At 65.1% G+C, this 15,011-nt stretch carries 13 protein-coding genes; 3 read left to right on the top strand and 10 right to left on the bottom strand.

Annotation, left to right across the window (positions count from 1 at the left end):
- Positions 1-48: 48 nt before the first annotated feature.
- Positions 49-951 (bottom strand): metal ABC transporter substrate-binding protein, encoded by a 903-nt coding sequence (locus tag CAER_RS0116270; RefSeq protein ID WP_027236365.1) that lies wholly within the window; start codon positions 949-951, stop codon positions 49-51.
- Between the two features lie 319 nt (positions 952-1,270).
- Here CAER_RS0116270 and CAER_RS0116265 point away from each other — a divergent pair, with 319 nt between their 5' ends.
- Complete coding sequence (locus CAER_RS0116265; protein ID WP_027236364.1) at positions 1,271-1,639, top strand: hypothetical protein; 369 nt, start codon at positions 1,271-1,273, stop codon at positions 1,637-1,639.
- Between the two features lie 27 nt (positions 1,640-1,666).
- Positions 1,667-4,558, top strand: coding sequence for a M10 family metallopeptidase (locus CAER_RS28925; RefSeq protein WP_051357793.1), 2,892 nt, complete (start codon positions 1,667-1,669; stop codon positions 4,556-4,558).
- Between the two features lie 94 nt (positions 4,559-4,652).
- On the opposite strand, the gene CAER_RS0116255 is transcribed toward CAER_RS28925, so the two are convergent.
- From CAER_RS0116255 to CAER_RS0116230, 6 genes are all read right to left on the bottom strand, one after another.
- The gene (locus CAER_RS0116255; protein ID WP_051357792.1) at positions 4,653-6,209 is read right to left on the bottom strand and encodes an alkaline phosphatase family protein; all 1,557 of its coding nucleotides are present in this window, start codon (positions 6,207-6,209) and stop codon (positions 4,653-4,655) included.
- 138 nt (positions 6,210-6,347) lie between these two features.
- Positions 6,348-7,106 (bottom strand): maleate cis-trans isomerase family protein, encoded by a 759-nt coding sequence (locus tag CAER_RS0116250; protein ID WP_027236362.1) that lies wholly within the window; start codon positions 7,104-7,106, stop codon positions 6,348-6,350.
- A gap of 15 nt (positions 7,107-7,121) precedes the next feature.
- Complete coding sequence (locus CAER_RS0116245; protein WP_027236361.1) at positions 7,122-8,288, bottom strand: M24 family metallopeptidase; 1,167 nt, start codon at positions 8,286-8,288, stop codon at positions 7,122-7,124.
- Positions 8,281-9,471, bottom strand: coding sequence for a diaminopropionate ammonia-lyase (locus CAER_RS0116240; protein WP_027236360.1), 1,191 nt, complete (start codon positions 9,469-9,471; stop codon positions 8,281-8,283). Before CAER_RS0116240 ends, CAER_RS0116245 begins: the two co-directional genes overlap by 8 nt.
- Before the next feature lie 2 nt (positions 9,472-9,473).
- Positions 9,474-10,619: an amidohydrolase gene (locus CAER_RS0116235; RefSeq protein ID WP_027236359.1), complete on the bottom strand. Its 1,146-nt coding sequence runs from the start codon at positions 10,617-10,619 to the stop codon at positions 9,474-9,476.
- A gap of 165 nt (positions 10,620-10,784) precedes the next feature.
- Positions 10,785-11,318, bottom strand: coding sequence for a polysaccharide deacetylase family protein (locus CAER_RS0116230; protein ID WP_027236358.1), 534 nt, complete (start codon positions 11,316-11,318; stop codon positions 10,785-10,787).
- Positions 11,319-11,555: 237 nt separating this feature from the next.
- Between CAER_RS0116230 and CAER_RS0116225 the strand changes: the two genes are divergently transcribed.
- Positions 11,556-12,035, top strand: a complete 480-nt coding sequence (locus CAER_RS0116225) for a YHS domain-containing (seleno)protein (protein WP_027236357.1) — start codon at positions 11,556-11,558, stop codon at positions 12,033-12,035.
- Between the two features lie 95 nt (positions 12,036-12,130).
- Here the strand turns inward: CAER_RS0116225 and CAER_RS0116220 are convergent, their stop codons facing one another.
- The 3 genes from CAER_RS0116220 to trmB all read right to left on the bottom strand — a co-directional run bounded on the left by CAER_RS0116220 (position 12,131) and on the right by trmB (position 14,960).
- Positions 12,131-12,754 carry a (d)CMP kinase gene (locus tag CAER_RS0116220; RefSeq protein WP_027236356.1) on the bottom strand — a complete coding sequence of 208 codons (624 nt, stop codon included), beginning with the start codon at positions 12,752-12,754 and terminating at the stop codon, positions 12,131-12,133.
- Complete coding sequence (aroA, locus tag CAER_RS0116215) at positions 12,751-14,097, bottom strand: 3-phosphoshikimate 1-carboxyvinyltransferase (protein ID WP_027236355.1); 1,347 nt, start codon at positions 14,095-14,097, stop codon at positions 12,751-12,753. The genes CAER_RS0116220 and aroA overlap by 4 nt, the downstream gene beginning before the upstream one ends.
- A 77-nt stretch (positions 14,098-14,174) precedes the next feature.
- Positions 14,175-14,960: a tRNA (guanine(46)-N(7))-methyltransferase TrmB gene (gene trmB, locus CAER_RS0116210; RefSeq protein ID WP_027236354.1), complete on the bottom strand. Its 786-nt coding sequence runs from the start codon at positions 14,958-14,960 to the stop codon at positions 14,175-14,177.
- Between the last annotated feature and the right edge of the window lie 51 nt (positions 14,961-15,011).

Here is a 15,011-nt window from a genome sequence, read left to right as displayed (position 1 = left end):
GCCCCGCAACTTGCGCTGCGGGGCCCTTTGATATGAAGAAAAGCGTTCTCAGTTGGTCACTTCGGTCAAACCGCGGGCCACGGTCTGAGAGGTGACCTTGAGCAGATCCAGATAGGTCGGCACCGGGCCGTCCGCCTCGCTGAGGGAGTCGACGTACAGTTCCCCGCCATAGGCGACGCCGGTTTCGCGGGCGACCTGCTCCGCCGGGGCGGTGTTGACGGTGCTTTCGCAGAACACCACCGGGATGTCGTTGGCGCGCACGCCGTCGATCACACCGCGCACCTGCTGCGGGGTGCCGACCTGATCGGCATTCATCGGCCACAGGTACAGTTCTTTCATGCCGAAATCCCGCGCCAGATAGCTGAAGGCACCCTCGCAGGTCACCAGCCAGCGCTTGTCCTCGGGGATCTCCGCAATGGCGCGGCGCAGCGGCTCGATGGTGGCGCGCAGCTTGTCTTTGTACTCGCCCGCGTTCTTCACATAGACGGCGGCGTTTTCCGGGTCGTGCTCGGCAAAGGCCTCGACGATGTTGTCGATGTAGATCAGCGCGTTATCCAGGCCCATCCAGGCGTGCGGATTGGGCTTGCCCTCGTAGGAGCCGGCCGCGATCGGGATCGGGTCGATGCCATCGGTCAGGGTCACCGAGGGCACATCCTGCATGTTGGACAGGAACTGTTCGAACCACAGCTCCAGGTTCATGCCGTTCCACAGGATCAGGTCGGCATCGGACGCGCGCACGATATCGCGCGGTGTCGGCTCATAGCCGTGGATCTCCGCCCCCGGCTTGGTGACTGAGACGACCTCGGCCGCATCGCCTGCCACATTCGCAGCCATGTCAGCCAGCACGGTGAAGGTGGTGACCACCTTCATTTTGTCTTCAGCCATGGCAGCACTGGCAGCAACGGCCGCAACAGCGGCGGCGGAAACTGTCTTGAGCAGGTTGGGGAACATCCGATTCTCCGTTTTGAAGATGTCTTTGTTGCATCGTTATTGCAAATCATTCTCAACTGTCAATGAAATTGAGAATGACTTGCAACAGCAAATCCTGATCCAAGCGGAAAGACGCTTCCGTACAGCCCGGATTAGCAAAGGGTTAACACCGGTTAACGCCGTCTAAATGTTGCCCGGTTCGCGACCGTTATTTCGCCCGAATCCACCGCTAGACCTGAAGTTGCAGCCAGAACGGCGCGGGACTGAACCTGATCCTTCAACCGTCTGAGCGAGCACATCCCTTATGATTTCACCTGGAAACTTATCCGGCTGCTCTGCCGTGATCTGGCTGCTGGTCACCGGCTCCGCCGCGCTTGGCGGCCCGGCGCAGACCATTCAGCTGCAATGCGGCAAAGCCCTGCAGCAGCCCCTGTGCGACGCATTGGCCGGCGCGTTGAGCCAAAGATTTCCCGGTGCGGAAATGTCCGCTGCGGACGGTCAGGCCGGCCCGGCCGATCTGACCCTGCGCTATGTCGCGCAATCCCGGGCCGCGGACTGGATCTCAGGTTATCTGGAGTGGCAGCACCGCGACGGCCGGACCGGCCAGGGTCCAGCCATCGAACAGTCGGTCATGGATGGTCAACTGACTGCGGACAGCATTGCGGACTTTGCCGGCCATCTGGTCGGGCAAACAAAATTCCCCCTGTAAATCAAAGATTTAATCTGGAGCTAGGTAATGTGTGAATATTGCGGTCAAGCCAATCACAGAATTCCCGAAGTCACCGACAGCAGCGGCACCGGCACCGGCGGTGATGCCAGCGGCAAGCCGACCTATACGGTCGACCAGATCGCCCAGTATCTCTACCAGGGTTTCTGGGAGGATACCGGCCGCACCCAGCGCTCCTTTGATGTGCAAAGCGGCGGGCAGCTGACGGTCAACCTCAGCGGGCTGAACACAACCGGCAAGGAGACGGCCCGCAAGGCGCTGGAAAGCTGGACCGCACTGACCGGGATCGAGTTTGCCGAGACCACCGGCAGCGCCCAGATCACCTTTGACGACAACAACTCCGGCGCCTACGCCAGCTCCTCCGTCAGCAACGGCACCATTCTCAGCTCGCACATCAACGTGGACGACGGCTGGTCCGCGTACGGCAACTACTACTTGCAGACCTATATTCATGAGATCGGCCACGCCCTGGGCCTGGGCCACACCGGCAATTACAACGGCAGCGCCAGCTATGGCTCCGACGCGCATTTCGCCAATGACAGCTGGCAAATGTCGATCATGTCCTACTTCAGCCAGTCCGAAAACACCGCCGTCGATGCCTCCTTTGCCTATCTGGCAACGGCCCAGCTGGCCGACATCGCTGCGGTTCACCATCTGTATGGCACACCTGTAAACGTCGAAACCGGCGACACCACCTATGGCGACGGCCAGACCACCGGGCGTTTCGGCATGGATCTGAACGGCGGCTGGGCGGTGGCGATTGTCGACAGCGGCGGCACCGACGTCATCGACCTGGGCTCGCGCGGCTATAATCAGACCTTGAACCTGAACGCGGGCACCTTCTCCAGCCTCAACGGCAAGACCGGCAACTTCTCCATCGCCAGCGGCACCGTCATCGAAAACGCCATCACCGGCGCCGGCATTGACACGATCACCGGCAACGCAGCGGCCAACGTTCTGGAAAGCGGCGGCGGCAACGACCAGATCTCGGCAGGCGAGGGCAACGACACGCTGATCGGCGGAACGGGCGCGGATTACCTGACGGGCGGTGCTGGCGCCGACCGTTTTGTCTACCGCGAGCTGGGCGAGTCCGGCGACTCGATTGCCGACTTCGACCTTGCCGCCGGAGACCGGGTCGATGTTTCCGCCCTGCTGCAGGAGATCGGCTATACCGGCACCGATGCCGCAGGCGACGGTGTCGTCTCGCTTCAGGCCGGCAGCGGCGGCTCCTGGCTGAAGATTTCCTATAACGGCAGCAGCACGCTTCTGGTGTTCCTGACCGGTGTGGATGCAAGCGCCGATCCGGCAGAGATTATCAACACCTCCGCAACCCCGGACCCCGACCCGGAGCCCACCCCGGACCCGGAACCGACGCCGGATCCGGATCCCACGCCGGAGGTTATCGACAACACCTACACCTACACCGACAGTTTTGTACCGTACTGGACCAGCCTGCTGGGCACCGTCACCGACACCAACGGCGGCACCGACACCCTGGATCTGAGCGCCGTGACGCTGAAGGCATCCATCAACCTGCAAAGCGGTGTCTCCGGGACCATCGGTTCCAAGTCGCTGACGGTCAGTGAGGGCTCTGAGATCGAGAACATGATCCTGGGCAGCGCCTCCGACAGGGGCTACGGCAACAGCGCTGCCAACCGGATCGAAGGCAATGACGGCAACGACCAGCTGTTCGGCCTGGACGGCGACGACACCCTGACCGGCGGCACCGGCAACGACATTTTGCTCGGCGGCCTGGGAGGTGACAGCCTGGACGGCGGTGACGGCAAGAACCAGCTGTACGGTGAGGAAGGCGACGACACCGTTCTGGCAGGCGCCGGAAACGATAAAATCTACGGCGGCGACGGCAACGACAGCCTGGACGGCGGCGACGGCAATAACCGGATGGACGGAGGTCTTGGCGATGATGCCATTGCCACCGGCAGCGGCAAGGACCGGCTGCAAGGCGGCGAAGGCAATGACACTCTCTCTGCCGGCGAGGGCCGCAACCGGGCGGATGGCGGCCTGGGCGATGACTCGATCACCGGCGGCAGCGAAAAGGACCAGTTCAAAGGCAGCGAAGGAAACGACACAATTGCCGCCGGCGACGGGGACAACAAGACCGATGGCGGCAGCGGCCACGACTCGATCAGCGGCGGCAGCGGCAAGGACCGGGTCAAGGGCGGCGAAGGCAACGACACGATTGCGGCCGGAGACGGTGACAACAAGGTTTCCGGCGACGACGGCAACGACGTGATCACCAGCGGCAGCGGCAGTGACAAGATCAAGGGCGGTCTCGGGGATGACACCCTTTCGGCCGGCGACGGCGACAACAAGCTGGACGGTGGCGACGGCAATGATGTGATCACCAGCGGCAGCGGCAGCGACAACGTCAAGGGCGGCAACGGCGACGACACCATCGAGACCGGCGCGGGCGCTGACAAGATCAATGGCGGCGACGGCAATGACACGATCCAGGCTGGTGCGGACGCAGATAAAGTCAAGGGTGGAGCCGGCGATGACGATATCCGCGGCGGCAGCGGCGACGACCTGCTTGACGGCAGCGCCGGCAGCGACCGTCTGGAAGGCGGCGCCGGGGCCGATATCCTGAAAGGCGGCGGCGATGCGGACGTGTTTGTCTTTGCCTCTACCGAAGACGCGGGCGACACCCTGCGCGACTTCAAGCTCAGCGACGGCGATGCGCTGGACATCGGCGGCCTGCTGCTGGAGCTGGACACAAACCTGGAAGATGCCCTGTCCAGCGGCAGCCTGAGCCTGAGCAGCACCAAGGACGTCTGGCTGCAATATGACGCCGACGGCGAAGGCGGCAGCGATCCGCTGCAGATCGCCTGGCTGAAAGGGATCAACTCAAGCGATCAGCTGACCGAAGACTGGTTCATCTGACCCTTTGAACCGCGCAAGGCCCGGCTTCCAGTCAGGACCGGGCCTTGACCTACTCCACCAGTGCCTGCCGCGCCTGCGCCGGGCGAGGCTGCGCCTAGAACCGGGAAACGCCCCTCGCCCCGCCGGCTGTGATCGACATCAGCGACAGCGTGTGGTCCATGTTCTTCATCCGGTGCCGCAGCATCAGCCGTGTCAGCCGGTTCAGCTCCGCGGCATACTCCGGCCGCCCGGCCACGTTTTCCAGCTCCCCCTGCCCGTCTGCATCAAACAGCATCGGCGGCAGATCGGCGGCGAATTCCACCAGGGTATAGCGCCCGTCCCGCAGGATCCCCAGGCTGCTGTCGCTCGGCGAAGTGCCCAGCGCCTCCTGCCACAGCGTCGGCTTCAACGGTTCGGAGAAATCCAGCTCCGAGAACGAATACTGCCGCCAGTCCTGCGGCACGTCCCCGCGCAACAGCGGCAACAGCGAGCGGCCGTCCATGGAATTCGGGATCTCCTGCCCCACCCAGTCGAGAATGGTCGGCGCCACGTCGATGGACTCGGTGATCTGAGTGAGGCAGGCCCCGGCATTGTCCTCATTTCCCGGCATCCGGATGATCAGCGGCGTGTGATAGGCGGCGTCATAGACCGTCATCTTGCCCCAGGCGTGCCGGTCGCCCAGCATCTCGCCGTGGTCGGCGGTGATGACCACCATGGTACTGTCATACTGGCCGGTATCCTTGAGGAACCTGATCACCCGCCCGACATGATGATCCACCTCGGTGGCCAGCCCCAAGTAAACCGCGCGCAAGGTGCGGATGGTGTCATCCGTCGGCTCCAGATCCGGAAACCCCTCGACAAAACCCGCGGCGGTGCTGCTGCGCAGCGCCGGGTCAAAGAACGGATGCTGCGCGCCTTCCTGCTCCGGCGTGTCCAGCCGCTGCGGCAGCGGCAGCGAGGCCGGATCGTACATGGTGTTATACGGCGCCGGCGCCACCAAAGGCGGATGCGGGCGGATGTAGGTCAGATGGGCAAACCAGCTTTCCTTATGATAAGCCCTCATCTTGCCCAGGAAGGAGTTGGTGAGGAACGCGGTATCGCTGTCCTCTGCCGCGTAAAGCGCCGGATCGTTCAGCCGCGGCGCGCCGCCATCGGGCGAAACCGGCTTGTAGACGTCCCAGTAGTTTTCGAACTCATAGCCGCGGTTCATCAGATGCGACTGCCACGGATAAGACATCTCCAGCCGCATCTCGGTCATCTCATGGAACCCGTTCATCGGGAACTCATAGGTCCTGAGCGCCGGATCATTGGCATCAAAGGCACGCGGGTCCTGCGAGGTGTCGGTATAGCCGAACAGCATCGGCAGGTAGCCCGCCTTGCGCATCTCGGTGGCGATGTTCGGCGTGTCGTGGCGCAAGGGCGTGCCGTTGCGCACCGAGCGGTGGTTCATCGCGTACTGCCCGGTCAGGATCGAGGCCCGCGACGGCCCGCAGGGGTTTGTCACCGAGAAATGCCGCTTGAACGACACCGCCTCCTTCATGAAGGCGCGGATGTTGGGCAGGTCCACATGGTCTGCCATGGCGCCGAACACGCAATCCGCACGCAGCTGGTCGATGATGATGAACAGGACGTTGCGGGTTGCGGGGTGGTTCTCGGGACGGGTGGCAGGCATCCGGGAATCCTTGCAGGCTCAGTTCGTTTCAGCTCCGCTGACTGTGGCGATCCGCGCGCGGATTTCAAGCGCGGACTGCGCTGCCCGGCGGGACAGCTTGCCACAGATTGTCAGCTGGCAAATTCCGTAAACTTGTATCTATCCGGCCTCCAAGCCCCGGGCAAACAGCCTGCCGAATTGCGGCTGGGGGTCGGTGATCCCGGCCAGCCGCAGCATATGCCAGGCCAGCGCCTGATTGCTGGACAGCACCGGCACCCCGGTCGCCTCCTCGATTTCCGGGATCACACGCAGGCAGCGCAGGTTGGTGCAGGAGATCACGATTGCATCGCAATCCCCGGCCGCGGCGACCTGCTGGGCTGCTGCCGCAATCGCCGCCTCGGTGATCCGCGCCACCACCCGGTCGTCCATCTCTTCGAACGAGCCGAAACCGGCGATTTCGAACCCTGCCTCCTCCAGCTTCTGCCGCATCTGCGCCGAGACCTCGGGCAGGTAAGGCGTGACAAACCCCAGCCGCGCAGCCCCCAGCGCCCGGCCTGCGGCGATGATCGCCGCCAGCGGGTCGGTCACCTTGGCCCTGGGCAGCACGGTCTGCACCGCCTCCGCCACCTTGGCCGAGCCGATCACCGTTGCCGCCGAGGTGCAGCCGTAGCCGATCACGTCAAAGTCCGGCGAGGACGGAAACAGCCGTGCAGAGGTCGGCAGATCCGCCTGCATCTGCGCCAGCGTCTCCGGGCGGACTTCGGGCACCATCGGGATGCGGCTGTGATACAGAGCCACCCCATCCTGCGCCATCATCCGGCCAAACTCCGGCTCCAGCGTCTGATCGGTTTCCAGCACGATCACGCCCAAGGTGGCGCGGGTGCCGATGCCTGCGTCCGTCTCATAGGGGAGTTTCATGGCCCATACCCTCCTTCAGATCACCGGCAGTTCGGGGGCGGCCCGGGTTGTCAGCAGCTCAGCGCCCTCCGCCCGCACGACGATGTTTTCCTCATGCACCATGATCCGGCCATCGCCGTAGCTCAGCGAGGGTTCCAGCGTCAGCACCATGTTTTCCTCGATCACGGTGCCGTCAAAGGCAGCATGAGAGGGCCATTCGGTCAGCTGCATCCCCAGCCCGTGGCCCAGCCGGCCCACGTCGCCGCCCTGATCGTCCATTTCGGCAATCACCGACTGCATCGCCTGGAACAGCTCGCGGCAGGTGGCTCCGGGTTTGGCCGCAGCAATCCCGGCCTCGGTTGCCCGCCACAGCACATCATAGGCGCGGCGCGACAGGTCGTCGGCGCGGCCAATGGCAAAATTGCGGTCGAAGTCGCAAAAATACCCGTCCCATGTGGCGCCGGTGTCCAGCATCACAATATCGCCTGCCTGCAAGGGCCGGCCGGTCGGCGGCGAGATCACATCGCTGTAGCCGCCCTGATCGGCGCCGCCCACCAGATAGGGCACATCGTCCGCCCCCTGCGCCAGCGCCTCGCGCCGGAAGGCGCGGAACAGGTCCTCAAACGGCTGGCCTTCATGCGCAATCTCCGGCACCCGTGCAAAGGTGCGGGAGCCGATAGCGCAGATGTGGCGCAGCTTTTCGATCTCGGCGGCGGATTTCACCATTCGCAGACTGCGCACCAGCGGCGTGGCATCCGCCAACCTCAGCCCCGGCAGCCCCGTCATCAGCCGCTCATAATCGCCCAGCGGCATTCTGAGCGACGTCTCATGGCCTTTCATCAGACCGATGGAACCGCCACGGGAGGCCATCGGCGACAGCAGCTCCGTCAGCAGGCTGATACCGTCATCCTCCGGCGCGGGTGCGCTCCAGGTGCGGATGTCCTCGACCCAGGTGCGGCGCATCAGGTCGGCGCCGATCTCCGGGATGATGGCAACCGGCTTGCCCGCAGGCGGCACAAACAAGAACCAGGGCCGGGTCGGGCTTTGCCAGAACAGGGTGTGAAAGCCGCTGAAATAGCGCACCTCCGGCTCCGTCAGCAGCAAGAGCCCCTCCAGACCCTGCGCCGCCATCAGCGCCTGCGCCTTTTCGGTCCGGGCCGCAAATTCCGCCTCCGGGAAGCCGCGTGCGGACGCGTCAGACATGGTCCTTCCCTTCCATGATCGCGGCATAGATCGCAGGGTCTGTGACGCCCTCAGAGCCGATCAGCAGCACGCGCGAGCTTTCATCCAAGCCCAGAGTTTTCTTCATATCTGCCGACTGGCAAGCCGCGATCAGCGCGGACAGGCCTGCCACCGCGCTTTCGCCGGCCTCCACCACGGGATCGCCGGTTTCGCCATTGGCTAGCAGCCGCACCGCCGGGGCCACGATGCTGTCCGGGATGGTCACAAAGTCGGTGGCTTCTTCGGCCAAAATCTCCCAGGCCATTTCAGACGGCTCACCGCAAGAAAGGCCCGCCATGATGGTTTCTTCCTTGATGGCGAAATTGGTCGCCTTGCCCGCCTTGGCGCTGTCAAACAGGCAGGCCGCCAGTTCCGGCTCAACAATCACCACCCGCGGCGCCTTGGCCCCATAAAACTGCCGCAAAGCCGCCGCGACCGAGGCTGCCAGTCCGCCGACGCCGCCCTGCAGGAACACATGGGTCGGCGCCTGCTCCATCGCCTCGCAAGCCTCGCGCGTCATCACGCTGTAGCCGGCCATCACATCGCGCGGCGGCTCGGTATAGCCTTCCCATGAAGTGTCGGAGACCACAAACCAGCCGTTTTCCTCCGCCTCTTCCTTGGCCAGCAGCACCGAGGCGTCATAGTCGCCGTCGATCCGGATCACCTCGGCGCCCAGCTCGCGCATTGCCACCGCGCGGCCCTCGCTGACCTCGGCATGGATGTAGATCCGGCAGGGCGCGCCGAACCGCTGGCAGCCCCAGGCCAGCGAGCGGCCATGGTTGCCATCGGTGGCGGAAACCAGCGTGATCCCGGCGCAGGCATGCTTGTGGGCGCCCTTGCGGATCTCCTCCAGGCTGACATCCTGGCCCAGCTGGCGGCTCAGCTCCCGCTGCAGCACCCGCAGCGCCGCATAAGATCCGCCCAGCGCCTTAAAACTGCCGAGGCCGAACCGCGGGCCCTCGTGCTTGTAGTCGATCCGGCCCACGCCGATCTGCGCGGCAAGCCCGGCCAGGGAGACCAGCGGTGTTGCCTCATACCCCTCCCAGGCGGTGATCTCCGCTTGGGCATCACCAAAGTCCTGTTCGGACAAAACGGCAAATGCCGCTTCGCCGGATTTCGGGTTCCCTGCCGTGTGGCGCAGAGCAGCATCAAATTGTTCAAGCATCGTCAGTCCTTTCCCGCTGGCAGCCGGTCACGCACCAGCTGCACCCAGACCTCTGCGCCGATCGGCAGCAGAGCGTCGTTGAAATCATAATCCGCCGCATGCAGCGGCTGGCCGTGCGGCCCCTCTCCGCCATTGCCCAAGAGCAGGAAGCAGCCGGGCACGGCGTTGGCGAAATGGGCGAAATCCTCGGAGAAGCTCATTGGCGGCCGGTTACGGATCACCTCGCAGCCCGCGGCCTCGCCTGCGCGGCAGGCAGCCTCAGCGGGGCCTGCAGCGTTGATGGTTTCGATAAACTCGGTGTTGAAGCTCACCTCAACCTGCACTGCGTGAGCGGCAGCGACACCGGCTGCGATCTGACGCATGAAGCGTTCCACCGCCGCACGATCCTGAGGCACCCGCGCCCGCACATCGCCCTTCAGCACCGCATGGCCCGGCAGCACGTTGCGCTGGCCGTCGGTCAGGAACTCGGTCACCGACACCACCGCGCCCGCCCCCGGCGCCAGCTTGCGCGCGACGATGGTTTGCAGCGCCAGCACCATTTCAGCGCCGACAGTGATGGCATCCACCCCCGCCTGCGGCATCGAGGCATGGCCGCCCTGCCCCGTGATCGCGATTTCAAACAGGCTCTCGCTGCTGCAGATCTGCCCCGGCCGGGTCGAGACCTGCCCCACCGGCGCGCCCGGCAAGTTGTGGATGGCATAGACCTCCTCGATCGGGAACCGCTCCAGCACGCCCTCGGAAATCATTGCCTGCGCGCCCAGGCCGTGTTCCTCGTTGGGCTGGAAGAGGAACACGACGGTGCCGTCAAACCCCTGCTCCTTTGCCAGCCGTTCGGCGGCCCCCAAGAGCATGGCCATGTGCCCGTCATGGCCGCAGGCGTGCATCACGCCCGGCGTTTCAGAGACGTAATCATGGGCAGAGGTTTCGCTGATCGGCAGCGCATCCATATCGGCCCGCAGCCCGATGGCCCGGTTGCCCGTGCCGGCCCGCAGTAGCCCGACCACACCCGCACCCTCATGCACCTCCAGCCCCAGGCCGCGCAGGTGCGCCGCCACCCTGGCCTTGGTGCGGTTTTCCTGGAAGCCGAGCTCCGGGTGCCGGTGGAAGTCCCGGCGCAGCGCGGTCAGGCGGTCCTGAAAGCTGGTCATATGCGCTCTCCAAGCTGTTTGAGGCGACTTTAGGCCGCCATATCCGACTTGGCGCATATTATTCCGGCTCAGAGGTGACGAAATTCATCATCGGGCCGGAAAACCAGGCTGAATTTCGTACTATCGTGCGCGCCCCCGAGGATCCGCCGGGTTAAGGTCAGCCGGCTAGATTTCCTCGCCTTTTTCCAGCAGCTCCTCGATCAGCTGCCGCTGAATCCCCGGGCTGTCGCCGCCGCGGAACTGCAGGGCCCCGCCGGTGTAGAGCGTCCCGTAGGTGCGGGCGATGTTCACCGTCTGCCCCAGGCCCGAGATCAGCTGATCCTTTTGCAGCGGCGACAGCGGGTGGATGAACACCGCCCACAGCTGGCCCCGCGCCACCGCATAGCGCGCATCCAGCGCGGAGTCGAAATTGGCCTGCATCATCCGCATCAGTTCCTCCGCCGTCAGCTCCTCTGCAGGGCGCAGCGGCACCATCGCCCGCATCCGGTCCGCGGCCGGGTCGGTGACCACCAGCACCGGCACCCCGGCGATTGTCAGCTGAAAGCCCGGCCCCACCGGCTGCGCCCCGCCGTCCAGGGCAAACAGGATGCGCCCGAGCCGTTCATAGGTCATCGGCGGCTCCGGCTCTGGTGCCGTGTCCTGCGCCAGCGCGGGCACAGCCAACACGCAAGCAATCACAAATGTCCGCAGCCAGGCCATGACGGCACCTCCCCTATTGACGCTGTCTTTCAGGCTAATGTGCTGCCGCCCGCGGCTCCATGCACAGTTGGGTGAGGGCGCATCAAGTGATCAGCCCGAAAATTCGGGACGATCTGCAAGATCACCGGAACGGATGGAGATTAAACGTCCAGCGCTGCGGACTTAGCTTCAGATCACCGGGCCGCACAGACCGCCCCGGACATCTTGAACCCGCTCTTGAACCCGATGAGGACCAACATGAAAACGCTTCTGACAACCGCCCTGATCTCCATCTCAGCCGCGCTGGCCGCGCCCGCCTATGCCGCGGACGAGGTCAACGTCTCCAACGGCATCTCCGCCGGCGGCGCGCCGCTGGGCGCGCATGGCGTCGACCTGGTGGCGCTGCTGGACAGCCGCAACCCGGTGGAGGGCATGGCCACCTACTCCGCCACCGTGGACGGCGCGTCGTATTATTTTGCCTCGGAAGAGAACAAGACCGCGTTCGAGGCCAACCCGGCGAAATACCTGCCGCAGCATGGCGGCTTCTGCTCTTACGGCGTGTCAGTCGGCAAGAAGTTCGACGGCGACCCGGACCAGTACCTGGTGCATGACGGCAAGCTGTTCCTGTTCCTGAACGCCGCCACCCGCGCCGCCTTCCTGGAGGACGTGGCCGGCACCGCCAAGACCGCGGACAGCCAGTGGGGCCAGATCAAGCACGTGGCTGTCAGCGAACTCTGATCCCGCGCTGCCCGTGTCCCGCCGGGCAGGCGGCACCGTTCCGCCGTGCCTGCCCCTGCGCCCGCAGCTGTGCATCAGTTGCGGGCGATTGCGCGTCAGCCGGCGGTTTCCATGCGGCTTTCGATCACCGCCAAAGCCTTGGCCAGCGCCTCTTCGATGCTCAGCTCGCTGGTGTCGATCAGCACCGCATCATCGGCCGGTTTCAGCGGCGCCTCGGCGCGGTTCATGTCGCGGTCGTCGCGGGCCTTCACGTCCGCCAGCACTTCGGCAAGCGTAATCACCTTGCCTGCTGCCGTCAGCTCCAGGAAACGCCGCCGCGCGCGCACCTCGGCGCTGGCGGTGACAAACAGCTTCACCTGCGCATAGGGGCAGATCACCGTGCCGATATCGCGCCCGTCCAGCACCGCGCCGCCCGCCCGGCGGGCAAAGGCGCGCTGGAAGTCGACCAGCGCCGCGCGCACTTCGGAAATCACTGCCACCTTGGAGGCAGCCTGTGCCACTTCCGGCCCGCGCAGATCCTCGCGCGCCAGATCTTCCGGCGTCAGGGTCTGCGCTGCCGTGACCGGGGCCACGCCCTCCATCATCTTCGCCCCGACGGCCCGGTACAGCAGCCCGGTGTCCAGATGGCCGAACCCGTAATGGGCCGCCACCGCCTTGGAGATGGTGCCCTTGCCTGCGGCGGCCGGTCCGTCGACCGCTATGGTGAAGCTGTTGCTCATGTGCGCTCCAGTTTGGCCCCCAGATTGCCCATCAGGGTCTCAAAGATCGGAAAGGAGGTGGCGATCGGGCTGCCGTCGTCCACGGAGACCGCGTTCTGCGCGCCCATGCCCATTACCATGAAGGACATAGCGATGCGGTGGTCCAGGAAGCTTTCGCAGGTGCCGCCACCCGGCACGCCTTCGATGCCAAGGCCGGTGACCTCCCACCAGTCCTCGCCTTCCTCGACGGTGACGCCATTGGCGCGCAGGCCCTTGGCCATCGCGTCGATCCGGTCGCTTTCCTTAACGCGCAGCTCCTTGACGCCACCCATCATGGTCTTGCCTTCGGCAAAGGCGGCCACAACCGACAGCACCGGGTATTCGTCGATCATCGAGGCCGCGCGCTCCGGCGGTACTTCGATACCCTTCATGCCGGGCGAGTACTTGGCGCGCAGATCGGCCACCGGCTCGCCGCCCTCCTCGCGCATGTTCTCAAACGTCAGGTCGGCCCCCATGTCCTGCAGGGTGTAGTAGAGGCCCGCGCGGGTCGGGTTGAGGCCGATGTTCGGCACCAGCACGTCGGAGCCGGGTGTGATCAGCGCGGCACAGACCGGAAAGGCGGCGGAGGACGGGTCGCGCGGCACCGCGATCACTTGCGGCTTCAGCTCCGGGCGGCCGGTCAGGGTGATGACGCGGCCCTCCTCGGTCTGCTCGGTGGTGATCTCGGCGCCGAAGCCTGCCAGCATCCGCTCAGTATGGTCGCGGGTGGCTTCCTTCTCGATCACCACGGTCTTGCCGGGCGCGTTGAGGCCAGCAAACAGCACCGCCGACTTCACCTGCGCCGACGGCACGGGCACCTCATAGCGGACCGGCACCGGGTCCGCCGCGCCAACGATGGTCATCGGCAGCCGCCCGCCGGAGCGGCCCACGGACTGGGTCCCGAACAATGCCAGCGGGTCGGTCACACGCGCCATCGGGCGCTTGTTCAGCGAGGCATCGCCGGTGAAGGTCGCAGTAATCGGAGAGGTCGCCATCACCCCCATGATCAGCCGCACCCCGGTGCCGGAGTTGCCGCAGTCGATCACATTGTCCGGCTCGGCAAAGCCCCCGACGCCAACGCCGAACACCGACCAGTTGCCGCCGCCGTGGTTCACCACCTCGGCGCCAAAGGCCTGCATCGCCTTGGCGGTGTCCAGCACGTCTTCGCCTTCCAGCAGGCCGGAGATCTTGGTCTCCCCCACCGACAGCGCGCCCAGGATCAGCGACCGGTGCGAAATCGACTTGTCGCCGGGCACCTCTGCCACGCCGGTCAGCGGGCCAGAGCGGTGCGAGGTCATCGGGATGGGCGTGCCGTGTCCGGACATGGGGCTTCCTTCGTCTGTCGGTCGTTCGTCTGTTCGTTTGCGCTATCGGTACCGGATTGGATCTGGCCGGTCCAGCGCTATTGGCCCTGCTCCAGGCGGCGGAAGGTCAGGTAATGCGGGGTGCGGCCCTCGCGCAGGGCTTTCTGCTCATAGCGGGTGGAAATCCAGTCGTCCCAGGGCTGGCGCCAGTCGGTCGGACCTTCGGCCAGCCATTCGAATCCCGCCTTCGGCACCTCCTCCAGGGTTTGGCGCACGTAATCCGGAATATCGGTCGCCACCCGGAAGATCGCGCCTGGCTTCAGGCAGCGGGCCAGCGGCTCCAGATGCTCCTGCGTCACAAAGCGGCGGCGGTGGTGGCGCTTCTTCGGCCAGGGGTCCGGGTACAGCAGGAAAGCGCGCGAAATGGACCCCGCGGGCAGCACATCCATCAGATCGCGGGCATCGCCCGGGTGGATGGCGATATTGTCCGCGCCTGCGTTGCGGATCTTGCCCAGCAGCATCGCCACGCCGTTGATAAAGGGTTCGGCACCGATGATGCCGACATCCGGATTGCTGACGGCCTGATGCACCAGATGCTCGCCGCCGCCAAAGCCGACCTCCAACCAGACATCCTTGCCGCCGAACAGCGCGTCCAGGTCCAGCGGCGTGCGCTCCGGGTTTTCCTCCCAGCCGACGGCGCCGGGGCTGAGCTTGGCCAGATCCTCGTCCAGATAGCGCTTCTGGCTGTCCTTCAGCGTCTTGCCCTTGAAGCGGCCATAGAAATTGCGCCAGGGCGCGCCGCTGGCGTGTTTCTCTGCCGCATTGGCGGCGGCGGGCTGGGCATCCTTGGACTGGTCGTCGCGGGGCTTCTGGTCGCCGGACATGCGTCTGGGCTCCTGTTCGAGGCAGTATTTGAAAGGCTGGCCGCTCCTCTG

The organism is Leisingera caerulea DSM 24564 (assembly GCF_000473325.1).
Lineage (GTDB): Bacteria > Pseudomonadota > Alphaproteobacteria > Rhodobacterales > Rhodobacteraceae > Leisingera > Leisingera caerulea.
The sequence above is the reverse complement of the archived record's forward strand: the minus strand, read 5'-3'. Positions and strand labels throughout refer to the sequence as shown.